Origin of the sequence: Streptomyces sp. 891-h, assembly GCF_022760275.1 — a bacterium.
In the GTDB taxonomy this organism is placed as follows: Bacteria; Actinomycetota; Actinomycetes; order Streptomycetales; family Streptomycetaceae; genus Streptomyces; species Streptomyces spirodelae.
This window is the reverse complement of sequence record NZ_CP050693.1, coordinates 3,127,230-3,142,500: the sequence shown is the minus strand read 5'-3', so window position 1 is coordinate 3,142,500 and position 15,271 is coordinate 3,127,230. Positions and strand designations below refer to the sequence as shown.

Below are 15,271 nucleotides of genomic sequence, written 5' to 3'. Positions count from 1 at the left end.
ATAAGCTCCATGGTCGAGAGGGAAACAGCCCAGAGCATCGACTAAGGCCCCTAAGCGTGTGCTAAGTGGGAAAGGATGTGGAGTCGCAGGGACAACCAGGAGGTTGGCTTAGAAGCAGCCATCCTTGAAAGAGTGCGTAATAGCTCACTGGTCAAGTGATTCCGCGCCGATAATGTAGCGGGGCTCAAGTACACCGCCGAAGTCGTGTCACTCACACAATAGCTCTAACGGGTGTGTGGGTGGGTAGGGGAGCGTCGTGTGCCGGGTGAAGCAGCCGTGGAAGCGAGTTGTGGATGGTTCACGAGTGAGAATGCAGGCATGAGTAGCGATACATGCGTGAGAAACGTGTGCGCCGATTGACTAAGGGTTCCTGGGTCAAGCTGATCTGCCCAGGGTAAGTCGGGACCTAAGGCGAGGCCGACAGGCGTAGTCGATGGAGAACCGGTTGATATTCCGGTACCCGCTATGCAGCGTCAAACATCGAATCAGGTGATGCTAAGTCCGTGAAGCCCCTTCTGCTCTTCGGAGTGGGAGTGTGGTGGAGCCGACGGTCCGAGCTTGTAGTAGGTGAGTGATGGGGTGACGCAGTGAGGTAGTCCAGCCCGGGCGATGGTTGTCCCGGGGTAAGGGTGTAGCCCGTCAGGTAGGTAAATCCGCCTGGCATAGGGGTGAGACCTGATGCCGAGCCGTTTGTGGTGAAGTGGGTGATCCTGTGCTGTCGAGAAAAGCCTCTAGCGAGTTGTGTGGCGGCCCGTACCCTAAACCGACTCAGGTGGTCTGGTAGAGAATACCGAGGCGTTCGGGTGAACTATGGTTAAGGAACTCGGCAAAATGCCCCCGTAACTTCGGGAGAAGGGGGGCCACGCCTGGTGATCCAACATGCTTGGTGAGCTGGGGGTGGCCGCAGAGACCAGCGAGAAGCGACTGTTTACTAAAAACACAGGTCCGTGCGAAGCCGTAAGGCGATGTATACGGACTGACGCCTGCCCGGTGCTGGAACGTTAAGGGGACCGGTTAGTCAGGATTCGTCCTGGTGAAGCTGAGAACTTAAGCGCCAGTAAACGGCGGTGGTAACTATAACCATCCTAAGGTAGCGAAATTCCTTGTCGGGTAAGTTCCGACCTGCACGAATGGCGTAACGACTTCTTGACTGTCTCAACCATAGGCCCGGTGAAATTGCAGTACGAGTAAAGATGCTCGTTTCGCGCAGCAGGACGGAAAGACCCCGGGACCTTTACTACAGCTTGATATTGGTGTTCGGTTCGGCTTGTGTAGGATAGGTGGGAGACTGTGAAGCGGGCACGCCAGTGTTCGTGGAGTCGTTGTTGAAATACCACTCTGGTCGTGCTGGATGTCTAACCTGGGTCCGTGATCCGGATCGGGGACAGTGTCTGGTGGGTAGTTTAACTGGGGCGGTTGCCTCCTAAAGGGTAACGGAGGCGCCCAAAGGTTCCCTCAGCCTGGTTGGTCATCAGGTGGTGAGTGTAAGTGCACAAGGGAGCTTGACTGTGAGACTGACGGGTCGAGCAGGGACGAAAGTCGGGACTAGTGATCCGGCGGTGGCTTGTGGAAGCGCCGTCGCTCAACGGATAAAAGGTACCCCGGGGATAACAGGCTGATCTTCCCCAAGAGTCCATATCGACGGGATGGTTTGGCACCTCGATGTCGGCTCGTCGCATCCTGGGGCTGGAGTCGGTCCCAAGGGTTGGGCTGTTCGCCCATTAAAGCGGTACGCGAGCTGGGTTTAGAACGTCGTGAGACAGTTCGGTCCCTATCCGCTGCGCGCGTAGGAGTCTTGAGAAGGGCTGTCCCTAGTACGAGAGGACCGGGACGGACGGACCTCTGGTGTGCCAGTTGTTCTGCCAAGGGCATGGCTGGTTGGCTACGTTCGGGAAGGATAACCGCTGAAAGCATCTAAGCGGGAAGCCTGCTTCGAGATGAGGACTCCCACCCCCTTTGAGGGGTTAAGGCTCCCTGGAGATGACGGGGTTGATAGGCCGGATCTGGAAGCCCAGTAATGGGTGGAGGTGACCGGTACTAATAGGCCGAGGGCTTGTCCATAGAGGCTCGCGTCCACTGTGTTGGTTCTGAGACAACAACCTGGTTGTTGTTTCGCCGTGTTTCGGTGGTCATAGCGTGAGGGAAACGCCCGGTTACATTCCGAACCCGGAAGCTAAGCCTTTCAGCGCCGATGGTACTGCATGCGGGAGCGTGTGGGAGAGTAGGACACCGCCGAACTTGTTTTGATGAAGGCCCTGTTGGCTGACGCCAACAGGGCCTTTTTCATGTTCCGGTCCCGCCCGATACGGTGGCGGGCATGAGCGGCCGCGCGCAGTTGATGTGGGATGAGGGCGTCACCGGCTACGACTTCGGCCGTGGCCATCCGATGGACCCGGTACGCCTGGCGCTGACGAAGCGCCTGATCGAGTCGCTGGGGGTGGAGCGCAGCCCCGAGCTGAGTGTGGTCGCGGCCAAGCCCGTCGGCGACTCGACATTGCGGCTGGTGCACCGGCCTGACTACATCGACGCGGTCCGCCGCGCTTCGCTCGATCCCGCGTCCGCCGAGCCCCGGTACGGCATCGGTACCCCGGACGACCCCGCGTTCGCGGGCATGCACGAGGTCTCCGCTCTGATCGCGGGGCAGTCGGTCGCCGGGGCCGAGGCGGTGTGGCAGGGGAAGGCGCTGCATGCGGTCAACTTCGCCGGCGGGCTGCACCACGCGATGCCGCAGAGCGCCTCCGGATTCTGTGTGTACAACGATCCTGCGCTCGCCATCGCCCGGCTCTTGGAGCTCGGCGTCGAACGGGTCGCGTACGTCGATCTGGACGTACATCACGGTGACGGCGTCGAGGCGGTGTTCTGGGACGATCCCCGGGTGCTGACCGTCTCGCTGCACGAGCACCCCGGCACGCTCTTCCCCGGCACCGGGTGGCCGGAGGAGTGCGGCGGTGAGGGTGCCGAGGGCAGTGCGGTGAATGTGGCGCTGCCGCCGGGCACCGGGGACGAGGGATGGCTGCGTGCCGTGCACGCGGTGGTGCCGGAGCTGCTGGAGGCTTTCGGGCCACAGGTGTTGGTCTCCCAGCACGGCGCCGACACCCATGTCGAGGATCCGCTGGCGCACTTGGCGGTCAGTGTGGATGCCCAGCGCCTGGCGGCCGAGGCCGCGCACGAGTGGGCGCACACCTTTGCCGGGGGCCGGTGGCTGGCCACCGGAGGCGGCGGTTACGCGGTCGTGGATGTGGTGCCGCGCACCTGGACGCATCTGGTGGCGATCGCGGCGGGTGCGCCGGTGCCGCGGGAGACCGAAGTCCCCGCGGAGTGGCGGCAGGAGGTGTACGCGCGTACGGGCAGCGCCGGGGCCCCGCAGCGGATGACGGACGGTCTCGAACCGCGGTGGCGGGAGTGGGGAGATGGCTACGACCCCGCTGACCGACTGGACCAGGCGGTGCTGGCGACCCGCCGGGCGGTGTTCCCGGCCCACGGCCTGCTGCCGTAGCCGCACGGCTGCCCACCTGGCCTGCTCCGGCCCGACCTGCTCCGGCCCGCTCCGGCCCGGCCCGGCTTGCTGCGGTCGGCCCGGCCTGCTCCGGCCCAGCCCGGCCCGTGTCCGGGCCGCTCCGGGCCCCCGTCCGGCCGCCGTTGGAGAGGCGCCGCCCGCTCGACCGCCGCTTCGCGCTCCGCCCGGCTGTCGTTCGATGCCCTCCAACTCCACGCGCTGACAGCCCAGTCCTCACCACTCCTCACCACCCCCACCACTCGCTGTGGCGCCACCCCGCCGCGGGGGCGGATGACGGCAACGGAGCACATCGCTCCGTATGTGTTCGGTTGAGGGCGGGGCGGGGTGGGGTATCGGCAGTCCCGGGACTGTTTACCGCCGGTTCGGGGTCGGTCGTGTCGGCGCGGCCGTCGGCCGGCCGGGCCCGGTGGTGCCGGTGTGGCGCTGTCTCCCGTCCGTCTCCCGGTCAACTACGCCACATTGGCCCCACCGCTGTCGGCGCCCGAGTGCCTCGTTCTAGCACCGTCGCAGGGGAGACCTGTCGACATAGCGATGCGATTCCGGGTACGTCAGTGCGGCTTCTCCTACGTAAGGGGGGTCGCGCTGTTCTGCGAAACAGGCGCTCGTCCGAGAGGCCGTGCGCGGGGCGCGAAGGCGTGCGCCCCGCCGGCTCCCAAGGCGGTGCCGCCGTGCGTGGTGGCCGCGTGCAGCCCTCACCCAAGGCGTCGACGCCGGGCGATGGTTGAGCTGTCAGTGCAGGTCAGCGCGGTAAAGGGGCGCGCGGGCCGCCGGATGCGCAGGGGGCGGCGCTCGGCGCGGGAGGGCGGAAGTCAGGCAAGGGACGAGGGGGCGCGGGCGTTCCGGCGGATGACGCTGCGCAGTCCGATTACTACCGCGCGCTTACTCGCTATGTACTCAATCGAGCGTGTCTGTCACGGTAGGCGGGCGATCCCTACTCCTCTTCACCACTTGCATCACGCGCCCCTAATCTGGGGAGGAGCGCACATGCGAGCAGGAGACACCGGAGGGGAAGCCGGTGCCCGACATGTGCGGAAGGTTCAGGTGTGACATGGCTGCTGACGAACGGCCGTTGAACGAGGTCGTGTTCCTGACCGTGGCGGAGGTCGCCGCGGTGATGCGAGTCTCCAAGATGACCGTGTACCGCCTGGTGCACAGCGGTCATCTGCCGGCGATCCGGGTGGGCAGGTCCTTCCGGGTGCCGGAGAAGGCCGTCCACGAGTACCTCGAGGAGTCGTACGTGGGGGTGGAGAGCGCCTAGGCCGACATCGGGTGTGTTCGGTCACTGCTGCACCGGAGCCCCGGTGCCCCCTCGATTCACGACCATTCCCGGGTGGCGGGTAGGGTGGCCCCATGTAGGTCGTGTGGGCTCGGACGCCCCGCACCGAGTATCGAAATGAGTTCGCCCCGCGTCATGCGGGGATGATCCGTGAGCGAGGGTAGTCGTGGGCTCTGTCATCAAGAAGCGGCGTAAGCGGATGGCGAAGAAGAAGCACCGCAAGCTGCTGAAGCGGACGCGGGTGCAGCGTCGCAACAAGAAGTGAGCGAGCGCACCGCACGCCACTGACCGCCGCCTTTCTCTCCGTGCGGAGAGAAAGGCGGCGGTTCTGCTATGCATGCGCGGTGCGGCTCTTGTGGGGCAGGCGCGGACCGTATCCGGGTGTCAGGGAGGGAACGTGGGCAAGGTCGTGCTCGTCACCGGGGTGGCCAGGCCGCTCGGCGGCCGTTTCGTGCGCCGTATCCAGCGTGAGCCCGAGGTGAGCCGGGTGATCGGGGTGGACGCGCAGGCCCCCGTGGAGGACCTCGACGGCGCCGAATTCGTGCGGGCCGACATCCGGCAGCCGGCCATCGGCAAGGTGCTGGCCGAGCACGCCGTCGACACGGTCGTCCACATGGATGTGCACGGCACTCCGCCGACGCTGGGGGGCGGTGGGCGGGGAGCGGTCAAGGAGACCAATGTCATCGGTGCCATGCAGCTGCTCGGCGCCTGTCAGAAAGCGCCCACCGTCAGTCGTCTGGTGATCAAATCGACGACGAGTGTGTACGGTTCCGCGCCCCGTGATCCCGCCGTCTTCGACGAGTCGACGCCCGTGCGGAATCTGCCCAGTGGCGGCTTCGCCAAGGACGCCGTAGAAGTCGAGGGATATGTACGCGGGTTCGCCCGGCGCCGTCCGGATGTGGCGGTGACCGTGCTGCGCTTCGCGCACATCCTCGGCCCCGCCGCCGAGTCGCCGCTGGCCGCGTACTTCTCGCTGCCCGTCCTGCCCACCGTGCTGGGCTACGACCCCAGACTGCAGTTCGTGCACGACGACGACGTGATCGAGGTGCTGCGGCTGGCGGCGGGCGAGCCGCGCCGGGGCACGCTCACCGCCGGTACGTTCAACATAGCCGGGGACGGCGTGCTGCTGCTGTCGCAGTGCGCACGGCGTCTGGGGCGGCCGACGGTGCCGATGCTGCTGCCCGCGATCCGGTGGAGCCGCAGCGTGCTGCGCTCGGTGGGCGCGACGGACTTCTCGCCCGAACAGATACGGCTGCTCACCCATGGGCGGGTGGTGCGGACGGCCAACGCGCGTGACGTGCTGGGCTTCACACCGCGCCGCACGACCGCCCAGACGCTCGACGCCTTCGCGACGGAGCACGGCCCGGGGCTGCTGCCGCCGCACAGGATCGCCGGGACAGTCGACCGGTTGGCGGCACTGCTGCCAGGGAAACCGGCCCCGCAGACGTCGACCGCCGGCGCGGCGAGGCCCGAGGAGGTGCGCCAGGATGGCTGACGCGAAGGTCATACCCTTCGACGACGACAGGGACCGCTCGCGCGGCGCGGGGGCCTCGGCGGCCTCTTCCAAGCGGAGTCCGGGGGACGGCGGCCGTACGGGCCGTACGGGGCGGCGGCCGGGCCTGACGCCCCTGCCGGGCCGCCGGCAGGAGGGCACGGAGGGCACGGTGGGCGCGGGCGGCGCTGAGGCGGCGGAGGACTCCGCAGGACCGCAGGGCCGCGACGAGTCCGAGGAGTCAGGGGCCGGGTCCGGGTCCGGTCGCGCTGCGGGCGAGGGAGGCGCCGCCCAGGCCGGTGGGCTGCTGGAGCGCGTGCTGGGGACCGACTGGGAGACGCGTGCCGCACGCGGGCTGGACTTCCTGCGGCGCAGGGTCACCGGGGAGTACGAGGTCGACGACTTCGGCTACGACCAGGAGCTGACCGACCAGGTGCTGATGACACTGCTGCGCCCGGTCTTCGAGAAGTACTTCCGCGTCGAGGTGCGCGGCGTGGAGAACATACCCGCCGACGGTGCCGCGCTGGTGGTGGCCAACCACTCGGGGACGCTTCCGCTGGACGGGCTGATGCTGCAGGTCGCCGTGCACGACCAGCATCCCGCCGACCGCCATCTGCGGCTGCTCGGCGCCGATCTGGTGTTCGTACTGCCGCTCGTCAACGAGCTGGCGCGGAAGGCGGGCCACACGCTGGCCTGCGCCGAGGACGCGCAGACGCTGTTGGAGCGGGGCGAGGTCGTCGGGGTGATGCCGGAGGGCTTCAAGGGGCTCGGCAAGCCGTTCGCCGACCGCTACAAGCTCCAGCGGTTCGGGAGGGGCGGCTTCGTCTCGACGGCGCTGCGTGCGGGGGCGCCGATCGTGCCGTGCTCGATCGTGGGCGCCGAGGAGATCTACCCGATGGTGGGCAACTCCCGCACGCTCGCCCGGCTGTTCGGCTTCCCCTACTTCCCGCTCACGCCCACCTTTCCCTGGCTCGGGCCGCTGGGCGCGGTGCCGCTGCCGACGAAGTGGACGATCCAGTTCGGCGAGCCGGTGCCAACCGACGGCTATCCCCCGGAGGCGGCGGAGGACCCGATGCTGATGTTCAACCTGACCGATCAGGTCCGGGAGACGATTCAGCACACCCTCTACAAGCTGCTGGTGCGGCGGCGTTCGGTCTTCTTCTGAGCGCCGCCGCACCGGCCGGCGCGGTTATGTGCCGTCGCCGTTCAGGTCGAGGCGGGGCAGGACGTCGGGGACGAGCGGCGGCAGGGTGACCCGGGGCCCGCCGTCGGGTGCGGAGGGGCTGCCGGAGTCGGGCCCGGACTGGGACGGGCTGCCCTTCCTGGCCGGGTTCTCGGGTGGCTCGAGCAGTCCGCCGCCGAGCAGTCCGTCGCCCTCGCGCCGGGAGTCGGACGGTGACGGCTGTTCGCTGTCGCCGCCCTGCCGTCCGGCGCTGTCCTCGGCCGAGGGGGAGTCCGGTTGCGCGGAGGGCTGCTCCTCGCCCGTACGGTCGCCCGTGCCCGGTTCCCGTTCGCGCGGGGTCTGTGTCCGCTCGCGGGGCAGGAGCGAGCGCAGCGGGCTCACGTCCTTGTCTATGGCGTCGAAGACGGAGCTGACCTCGGAGCTGACGTCGTGCAGCTGCACCGGCAGCCGGTCGCGCAGCTTCGTCCAGCCGTCGCGGTGGTTGCTGGAGAAGGCCGAGAGGGAGCGGATCGGGGCCAGGTCGCCGTTGCGCTGGTAGGCGGCGCTCAGCAGCCGGTGGCCCTCGGAGGCGTCGTGCCGCATCCCGGAGAGGGTCTTGCGGACCTCGGCGAGCGCCTCGTGGTCCAGCTCGCCGGAGCGGTCGCGCTCCATCAGACGGCGGGCCTCGTTCATCCGGGTGGAGGCGTGGTCCAGGAGGAGGCTGCCGCGGTCGGCGTCGCTGCCCGCCAGGTCGAGCTGGAGGTCCTCCATGCCGCGCTTGAGGCCGTAGAGCGAGTCGCCGGGCAGCGCGTCGGTGCTGGCCGCTGTGGCGCCGCCGAAGGCGCTCGCCGCGACGCCGACGCTCAGTCCGCCGGCTGCGAGGCCCTTGCCCAGCCGGGTCTTGGGCCGCAGCTTGCCGAGCGGGCCGAGGCCGGGTGCGCGGTGTGCGCCGCCGCGGCCGTGGGAGCCGGTGCGGGCGTCGCGCTGCTCGGGGAAGTGCGCGCCGTGTGCCGCCGTCTCGCCCTCGCCGAAGGCCGCTTCCATGGCGGCGATCAGCTGGGCGCGCTGGACCGACTTGACCTGGGGGTCCAGTCCGGGCCGTGGCAGTACGCGCAGTGAGTCCGCCAGGGAGAGCAGCGACCGGTCGACCCCGTCGGCCCGGTGGCTGTGCGGGGTGTCCGTCGGTGGTGCCCCTTCGCCCGTCCTCTCCTCAGCCGTCGGCCGGGAGGCATCCCTGGCCGGGGGCCCCTCCGGCCCTCCATCGGCCGCCGCGCCCGTGTCGCGCTCCTGCTCGTCCAGGGCTTGGGCGAAGGCGATGGCCCGTCGGCTCGTCGGCACGGATCCGATCACCGGCGGCACCTCCTCTCGTCAGCACGGTCGGCTCCCCACCACACAGGCATGAGCGTGGCCGACCGCGTTCACTCAGGAGGGAGTGAGCCCCGGGCAGTCACGGCTACGGGGAGTCTGCAACCCCGACAACGAGCGCAAGCCACTCGGGTTACGGAGTCGGATGTCACGATGATGTGACCGGTTCTCCGTCCCGGCCGACGGCGGGCGCCGCGGCATGCGGACGCCCGGCCGACGGGCGCTCAGCGCGCGTCGTCGGGGAGGAGCCTGGCGAGGGTGCGGACGGCGCGATACTGGAGCGTCTTGATCGCGCCCTCGTTCTTGCCCATCACCCGGGCGGTTTCGGCCACGGAGAGCCCCTGCAGAAATCGGAGCGTTACGCACTCCTGCTGTTGGGGGTTGAGCTTACGTACGGCCTCCAGCAGGGCGGCGTTGGAGAGGGACTCCAGGACCGATTCCTCAGGGGAGCGCTCCACCTCGTTGGCGTCGAGCATCTCGCCGGTGGTCACTTCGAGGCGGAAGCGGCTCGACTTGAAGTGGTCGGCGACGAGGTTCCGGGCGATGGTCACCAGCCAGGCTCCGAAGTCGCGGCCCTGCCAGGTGAAGGTTCCGATGCGGCGGAGGGCGCGCAGAAAGGTCTCACTGGTCAGGTCCTCGGCGGTCGCCCGGCCGCCGACCCGGTAGTAGATGTAGCGGTAGACGGTGTCGCTGTACTGGTCGTACAACCTGCCGAACGCCTCGGCCTCCCCGTCCTGGGCGCGTTCGACCAGTTCCATCATGCGGCGGCTGTCGGTGTCCGAGGCCGCGGGGCGCCGTGCGGTCGTGCCGGTGCCGCGGGCGCGCCTGCCGCTCGCGGTGGAGGTGCGGGACGCGACCGCGGCGTTCGGGCGTGCTGCCGCCGGGTTCGACGAGGAGGCGGGGGACGCGGCAGACGCAGCGGACGCAGTGGACAGGGCCGTGGTCGAGGCGGCGGAGGCGGCCGTCGAGGCCGTGGTGCGGGACGTGACCGCCGGGGACGCGGCGGGCGCGGCCGGATCGGCCGCGGGGGTCAGGGCGCGGGCGGCGCGGCGGGCGAGGGCATGGCAGGGACCTGCGGGGACGGTTGAGGTTCCTGCGGGGACAGTTGCGGTTGTTGCGGCGAGGGCAGGGACGGCGTACGCGGTGGGGACGAACGCACGCAGTTGGTCGATGACTGTCGTGCGCAGCGTAGCCAGGCCCGAGGCGTCAACCCCGACGTGTGGGTACACGGGACTCCCAGAGGCAGAGCTTCCATCACGTGCAGTGCGGGACCGTTCACCCGGCGTAGGGACGGATGGGTACCGAATTGCGTCTGAGGAGAATAACGCTTCGTACAGGCGGCACTACACCTAGTTGCCAAAAACGTCGGTTCGGTTCGCTCTGTTACGGATTGAAGCCGCATTCGGGTGCGATTCGGGGACTGCTTTTGATCGTTTTGCTGGCTGAATCTGATGCCCCGGTGATGTGTTCCGCCCGACCCGGCGAACGGCGACTGCCGGCCCCGAGCCCCGGGTAGCACTGCTGGATTACCCGTCGGCGGCGACACGCGGCGGACGTACGCCGGGCGTTGCGCGTGCCGCGCGTGCGGACGCCTGCCCTAATGAGGGGGCTAGCGGCGGCGGCGCTGGACAGCGGCCGCGGCGACCGCGCCTCCGGCCAGCGCGCCGACCCCGGCCGCCGCCGGGATGCCCACCTTGGCCGCCTTGCGGCCCTTGCGGTAGTCCCGCAGCCGCCAGCCCATTTCACGAGCGTGCGCCCGAAGGCGGCTGTCAGGATTGATCGCATACGGATAACCGACAAGCGACAGCATCGGGATGTCGTTCGCCGAATCGCTGTACGCCGCGCACCTGTCCAGGTCGAGCCCCTCGGCTGCGGCCAGCGCCCGTACCGCCTCCGCCTTCGCCGGCCCGTGCAGCGGCTCGCCCACCAGCCGCCCGGTGTAGACACCGCCGACCGACTCGGCGACCGTGCCCAGCGCGCCGGTCAGCCCGAGCCGCCGCGCGATGATCGTCGCCGTCTCCACCGGCGCGGCCGTCACCAGCCACACCTTCTGCCCCGCGTCCAGGTGCGCCTGCGCCAGCGCGCGGGTGCCCGGCCAGATGCGGCCCGCCATGTACTCGTCGTAGATCTCCTCGCCGATGGCCATCAGCTCGGACACCCGGTGTCCCTTGACGATGGACAGCGCGCTCTCCCTGGCGTCCTGCATGTGGTCGGCGTTCTCGGACCCTGCGAGCCGGAAGTACGCCTGCTGCCAGGCGAAGCGGGTCAACTCGCGCTTCCGGAAGAACTTGCGCTTGTAGAGGCCGCGGCCGAAGTGGAAGAGGGCGGCCCCCTGCATCACCGTGTTGTCCAGGTCGAAGAACGCGGCAGCGCGCACGTCCCCCGCGACGGGGAACTCGGCTTCCTCGGCCCCTGCCGCCTCCGCGGTCCCGGCGCCTTCGCGCTCGGCCGCCGCCTGCTCCTGCTCCTGCTTGCGCGCGGCCTCGGCGGCCGCCTCGCCTGCGAGCACGCTGCGCGCGGTCGCCGAGCGCTTGCGAGAGGTGAGCCATGCGGGAAGGGCCATGCCGCGAGCATAGCCAGTCTGTTCGGTCGGACGGTTGCGTGTGGATTGCCCGGGGTGTGGGAGGGGTGAACGGCCGGGGGTCCGGGGGTTGTCCCCCGAGGGGTTGCGGCGGGAGGGGTGAACGGCCGGGGGTCCGGATTTGGGGGTGCGTGGCGGGTGGGCGGGAGAATGGGGGGATGAAGACTGTGACCCTCATCGGAAAGCCCGGGTGCCATCTGTGTGACGTGGCGCGGGACGTGGTGGTCCGGGTGTGCGACGAAGTGGGCGCCACCTGGGAGGAGAAGGACATCAACCAGGACCGGGAGCTCTACCGGCTGTACTGGGAGCAGATCCCGGTCGTGCTCGTCGACGGGCAGCAGCACGACTTCTGGCGCGTCGACCCGGAACGTCTGCGCAGCGCGCTCACCGCGTGACGCGGCGTTGCTCGAACCCCGCTCGAGGACTGCCCAGGGCGTGCTTGTCCAGTGGGAATGTGGTCAGGGTTCGAGTTCGTTTCGATTAGTATCGAGGGCGTTTTGCCGTCCGGGGGCGTATACGTGAGGAGTGTGGCCGGGTGTCCCCGTTGGTGGCTGTGGCGCCGGTCACGTTGGCCGGACAAACCGGACACAATCTTTGTGCACGCGTTCACAAAGGCATAGCCTGGGCGCGACGGAGCGGTCCGGGAGAGTGCCTGGCAAACGACCGCTCACCGCTTCGCGCAACCGGCAGGAGCACCGTGGCAACTGGCCGAAATCACCGTCCGGCGACGAGTCGGAGCCGAGGGATCCCCGAGGCGACCGTCGCCCGCCTTCCGCTGTATCTGCGGGCGCTCACCGCGCTGTCCGAGCGCTCGGTGCCCACGGTCTCCTCGGAGGAGCTGGCCTCCGCGGCGGGTGTGAATTCGGCCAAGCTCCGCAAGGACTTCTCCTACCTCGGCTCCTACGGCACCCGCGGGGTCGGCTACGACGTGGAGTACCTCGTCTACCAGATCTCCCGCGAGCTGGGCCTCACCCAGGACTGGCCGGTTGTGATCGTCGGTATCGGTAATCTCGGCGCGGCGCTCGCCAACTACGGCGGTTTCGCCTCGCGCGGTTTCCGGGTGGCGGCGCTGATCGACGCCGACCCGAGCCTGGCCGGAAAGCCCGTGGCGGGCATTCCCGTGCAGCACACCGACGAGCTGGAAAAGATCATCTCGGACAACGGGGTGTCCATCGGCGTGATCGCCACCCCGGCCGGCGCCGCGCAGCAGGTGTGCGACCGGCTGGTGGCCGCCGGCATCACCTCCATCCTCAACTTCGCGCCCACCGTGCTGTCCGTCCCCGAAGGGGTCGACGTGCGCAAGGTGGACCTGTCGATAGAGCTGCAGATCCTCGCCTTCCACGAGCAGCGCAAGGCCGGCGAGGACATCGGCGGGCCCCCGGGCCGGCGCCCCGGCGAAGGCATGCCCCCCGAGACGGACACCGCGCCGCCCGCGGCACCGCCCGCAGCGGCTGTCACCAAGCGGCCGCCCGAGCCCGGAAATGACGGGGACCTGCCCGCCGTGATGCCGGCATGAGCCTGCTGGTCGTCGGTCTGAGTCACCGCAGCGCGCCGGTCAGCGTGCTGGAGAGGGCTGCGCTGGCCCCGCAGGCGCGGGGAAAGTTGCTTCAGGACACTGTGGGCGCCGAGCCTGCGGCCGAGGCCGCCGTGCTCTCGACCTGCAACCGGATCGAACTGTACGCGGACGTCGACAAGTTCCACGCGGGTGTCGCCGAACTCTCGACGCTGCTGGCCCAGCACAGCGGGGTGGAGCTGGACGAGCTCACCCCGTATCTGTACGTGCACTACGAGGACCGGGCCGTGCACCATCTGTTCTCGGTGGCGTGCGGGCTCGACTCGATGGTCGTGGGCGAGGGGCAGATCCTCGGCCAGATCAAGGACGCGCTGGCCGTCGCGCAGGAGCAGCACACCGCGGGACGGCTGCTGAACGATCTCTTCCAGCAGGCGCTGCGGGTGGGCAAGCGCGCGCACTCGGAGACCGGTATCGACAAGGCCGGGCAGTCGCTGGTGACCTTCGGCCTGGAGCAGCTGGCCGACGGGGCGCCGGTGGACGAGTGGGTACGCGGCCGCCGGGCGCTGGTGATCGGCGCCGGGTCGATGTCCTCGCTCGCCGCGGTGACGCTGGCGCGTGCCGGTGCGGGCGAACTGGTGATCGTCAACCGGACGCTGGAAAGGGCCCAGCGGCTGGCGGACAGCCTTCAGGCGAAGGCGCTGCCGATGGCCTCGGTCGCCCACGAGCTGGCCGCAGCCGATGTGGTGGTGTCCTGCACCGGGGCCGCTGGGCTGGTGCTGAGCGCTGCCGACATCGAGGGCGCCGTCGCCGGACGCGGCTCCACGCTGGCCGTCCTCGACCTCGCCATGCCCCGGGACGTCGAGGCAGCCGTGCACCGGATCGACGGGGTGCGGCTTGTGGATATCGAGTCGCTGGCCGATGCTGAGGCGAACGCTCCGATGGCGGGCGACGTGGAGGCCGTCAGGGGCATCGTGACCGAGGAGGTCGCCGCTTTCGGGGCCGCGCAGCGGGCGGCGACGATCACGCCGACCGTCGTGGCGCTGCGCACCATGGCCGCCGATGTCGTCGCCGGCGAGATGGCGCGTCTCGAGGGGCGGCTGCACGGGATGGACGACAAGCAGCGCGCGGAGATCACGCAGACCGTGCGCCGTGTCGTGGACAAGCTGCTGCACGCGCCGACCGTGCGCGTCAAACAGCTCGCGGGTGAGCCCGGCGGTGCCGGGTACGCCGACGCGCTGCGTGAACTCTTCGACCTCGACCCGCAGGCGGTCGCCGCTGTCAGCAATCCGGAACAGGAGCGGCAATGAACACCGACGCCACAGCCAACCCCCCACTGAGGCTGGGCACCCGCCGCAGCAAGCTCGCCATGGCGCAGTCCGGGCTGGTCGCCGAGGAAGTGCGCAGGCGTACCGGGCGGCCCGTCGAGCTGGTGGAGATCACCACGTACGGGGACATCAGCAAGGAGCAGCTCGCGCAGATCGGCGGCACCGGGGTGTTCGTCAACGCGCTGCGGGACGCGCTCGCGCGCGGTGAGGTCGACTTCGCCGTGCACTCGCTCAAGGATCTGCCGACCACCCAGCCCGACGAGTTCGCGGTGGCCGCGGTGCCGGCCCGTGCCGACGCGCGGGATGTGCTGGTGGGCCGGGACGGGCTCGGGTTCGAGGCGCTGGCCAGGGCGGCGGCGCCCGGCACGGCGCGGATCGGCACCGGCTCTCCTCGCCGGATGGCGCAATTGCACGCCTGGGCGCGTACGCTCGGGGTCGAGATCGAGACCGTCCCGATCCGGGGGAATATCGATACGCGGATCGGGTACGTGCGCTCCGGTGAGCTCGACGGCGTCGTTCTCGCCGCCGCCGGTCTCGAGCGCATCGGCCGCCTCGAGGAGGAGGCTGCCGAGTTGATCGAGCCCGACCAGGTTCTTCCCGCCCCCGGACAGGGGGCACTGGCCGTCGAGTGCGTGGCGTCCGACACGCATCTGGCCGCACAGCTCGCGGAGCTGGACGACCCGTTCACACGGGCGGCCGTCACCGCTGAGCGAACCCTGCTCGCCGCCTTGGAGGCCGGCTGTAGTGCTCCTGTGGGGGCGCTGGCCGACCTGCTTGTCGAGGGGCAGGTTGTCACCGAAATGCGCCTGCGTGGCGTCGTCGGCACCACCGACGGCCGCACGCTGGTGCAGTTGTCCACCACCGGTCCCGTACCGGCGTCCGACGGCGGTTCCACCGACCTTGCGCCTTTCGCGCGCATGGGCCGGGAGCTCGCCGACGAGATGCTCGCCAAGGGTGCGGCCGGTCTGATGGGGGAGCGAGCACTTTGAGCCCCACCGCCGCCGACAGGTCGCGCGCCGACAAGCCGAGCACAGCGCGCG

12 protein-coding genes and 2 rRNA genes (1 of these 14 running past the window's edge) are annotated in these 15,271 nt (G+C 69.4%); 11 read left to right on the top strand and 3 right to left on the bottom strand.

The features are described from left to right. The 7 genes from HC362_RS13600 to HC362_RS13570 all read left to right on the top strand — a co-directional run. Positions 1 to 2,061 (top strand): 23S ribosomal RNA (locus HC362_RS13600); it begins 1,060 nt to the left of the window's first position. Positions 2,062 to 2,121: 60 nt separating this feature from the next. Further along, a 5S ribosomal RNA gene (rrf, locus tag HC362_RS13595) occupies positions 2,122 to 2,238 on the top strand. 79 nt (positions 2,239 to 2,317) lie between these two features. Beyond that, entirely contained in the window at positions 2,318 to 3,496 is a 1,179-nt protein-coding gene (locus tag HC362_RS13590; protein ID WP_243084182.1) for an acetoin utilization protein AcuC, read from the top strand. Positions 3,497 to 4,565: 1,069 nt separating this feature from the next. Beyond that, the gene (locus HC362_RS13585; RefSeq protein ID WP_157846443.1) at positions 4,566 to 4,775 is read left to right on the top strand and encodes a helix-turn-helix domain-containing protein; all 210 of its coding nucleotides are present in this window, start codon (positions 4,566 to 4,568) and stop codon (positions 4,773 to 4,775) included. Between the two features lie 184 nt (positions 4,776 to 4,959). Beyond that, positions 4,960 to 5,058 carry an AURKAIP1/COX24 domain-containing protein gene (locus HC362_RS13580; protein ID WP_003948845.1) on the top strand — a complete coding sequence of 33 codons (99 nt, stop codon included), beginning with the start codon at positions 4,960 to 4,962 and terminating at the stop codon, positions 5,056 to 5,058. 132 nt (positions 5,059 to 5,190) lie between these two features. Further along, complete coding sequence (locus HC362_RS13575) at positions 5,191 to 6,288, top strand: NAD-dependent epimerase/dehydratase family protein (RefSeq protein WP_243084181.1); 1,098 nt, start codon at positions 5,191 to 5,193, stop codon at positions 6,286 to 6,288. After that, a complete protein-coding gene (locus tag HC362_RS13570) occupies positions 6,281 to 7,450 on the top strand; it encodes a lysophospholipid acyltransferase family protein (RefSeq protein WP_243084180.1) in 1,170 nt (389 codons plus the stop codon). Before HC362_RS13575 ends, HC362_RS13570 begins: the two co-directional genes overlap by 8 nt. Before the next feature lie 24 nt (positions 7,451 to 7,474). Here the strand turns inward: HC362_RS13570 and HC362_RS13565 are convergent, their stop codons facing one another. The 3 genes from HC362_RS13565 to HC362_RS13555 all read right to left on the bottom strand — a co-directional run bounded on the left by HC362_RS13565 (position 7,475) and on the right by HC362_RS13555 (position 11,375). Further along, the gene (locus HC362_RS13565) at positions 7,475 to 8,797 is read right to left on the bottom strand and encodes a DUF5667 domain-containing protein (protein WP_243084179.1); all 1,323 of its coding nucleotides are present in this window, start codon (positions 8,795 to 8,797) and stop codon (positions 7,475 to 7,477) included. Positions 8,798 to 9,036: 239 nt separating this feature from the next. Next, on the bottom strand, positions 9,037 to 10,041 hold the full coding sequence (locus tag HC362_RS13560) for an ECF subfamily RNA polymerase sigma factor, BldN family (RefSeq protein WP_243084178.1): 1,005 nt from the start codon (positions 10,039 to 10,041) through the stop codon (positions 9,037 to 9,039). A gap of 380 nt (positions 10,042 to 10,421) precedes the next feature. Continuing rightward, positions 10,422 to 11,375 carry an HAD-IB family hydrolase gene (locus tag HC362_RS13555; RefSeq protein WP_243084177.1) on the bottom strand — a complete coding sequence of 318 codons (954 nt, stop codon included), beginning with the start codon at positions 11,373 to 11,375 and terminating at the stop codon, positions 10,422 to 10,424. A 176-nt stretch (positions 11,376 to 11,551) separates the two neighbouring features. Here HC362_RS13555 and HC362_RS13550 point away from each other — a divergent pair, with 176 nt between their 5' ends. The 4 genes from HC362_RS13550 (at position 11,552) to hemC (ending at position 15,220) form a co-directional block, all read left to right on the top strand. Next, positions 11,552 to 11,788 carry a glutaredoxin family protein gene (locus tag HC362_RS13550; protein WP_243084176.1) on the top strand — a complete coding sequence of 79 codons (237 nt, stop codon included), beginning with the start codon at positions 11,552 to 11,554 and terminating at the stop codon, positions 11,786 to 11,788. Between the two features lie 302 nt (positions 11,789 to 12,090). Further along, complete coding sequence (locus HC362_RS13545) at positions 12,091 to 12,909, top strand: redox-sensing transcriptional repressor Rex (RefSeq protein ID WP_243084175.1); 819 nt, start codon at positions 12,091 to 12,093, stop codon at positions 12,907 to 12,909. Further along, a complete protein-coding gene (locus tag HC362_RS13540; protein ID WP_243084174.1) occupies positions 12,906 to 14,213 on the top strand; it encodes a glutamyl-tRNA reductase in 1,308 nt (435 codons plus the stop codon). Before HC362_RS13545 ends, HC362_RS13540 begins: the two co-directional genes overlap by 4 nt. Further along, on the top strand, positions 14,210 to 15,220 hold the full coding sequence (gene hemC / locus HC362_RS13535) for a hydroxymethylbilane synthase (protein WP_243084173.1): 1,011 nt from the start codon (positions 14,210 to 14,212) through the stop codon (positions 15,218 to 15,220). The genes HC362_RS13540 and hemC overlap by 4 nt, the downstream gene beginning before the upstream one ends. Positions 15,221 to 15,271 lie beyond the last annotated feature (51 nt).

Bases quoted from the DNA above. Each gene is read 5' to 3' on its own strand.
- hemC (WP_243084173.1), top strand. From the start codon at position 14,210: ATGAACACCGACGCCACAGCCAACCCCCCACTGAGGCTGGGCACCCGC.
- HC362_RS13590 (WP_243084182.1), top strand. From the start codon at position 2,318: ATGAGCGGCCGCGCGCAGTTGATGTGGGATGAGGGCGTCACCGGCTAC.
- HC362_RS13540 (WP_243084174.1), top strand. From the start codon at position 12,906: ATGAGCCTGCTGGTCGTCGGTCTGAGTCACCGCAGCGCGCCGGTCAGC.
- HC362_RS13555 (WP_243084177.1), bottom strand. From the start codon at position 11,375: ATGGCCCTTCCCGCATGGCTCACCTCTCGCAAGCGCTCGGCGACCGCG.
- HC362_RS13570 (WP_243084180.1), top strand. From the start codon at position 6,281: ATGGCTGACGCGAAGGTCATACCCTTCGACGACGACAGGGACCGCTCG.
- HC362_RS13585 (WP_157846443.1), top strand. From the start codon at position 4,566: ATGGCTGCTGACGAACGGCCGTTGAACGAGGTCGTGTTCCTGACCGTG.
- HC362_RS13550 (WP_243084176.1), top strand. From the start codon at position 11,552: ATGAAGACTGTGACCCTCATCGGAAAGCCCGGGTGCCATCTGTGTGAC.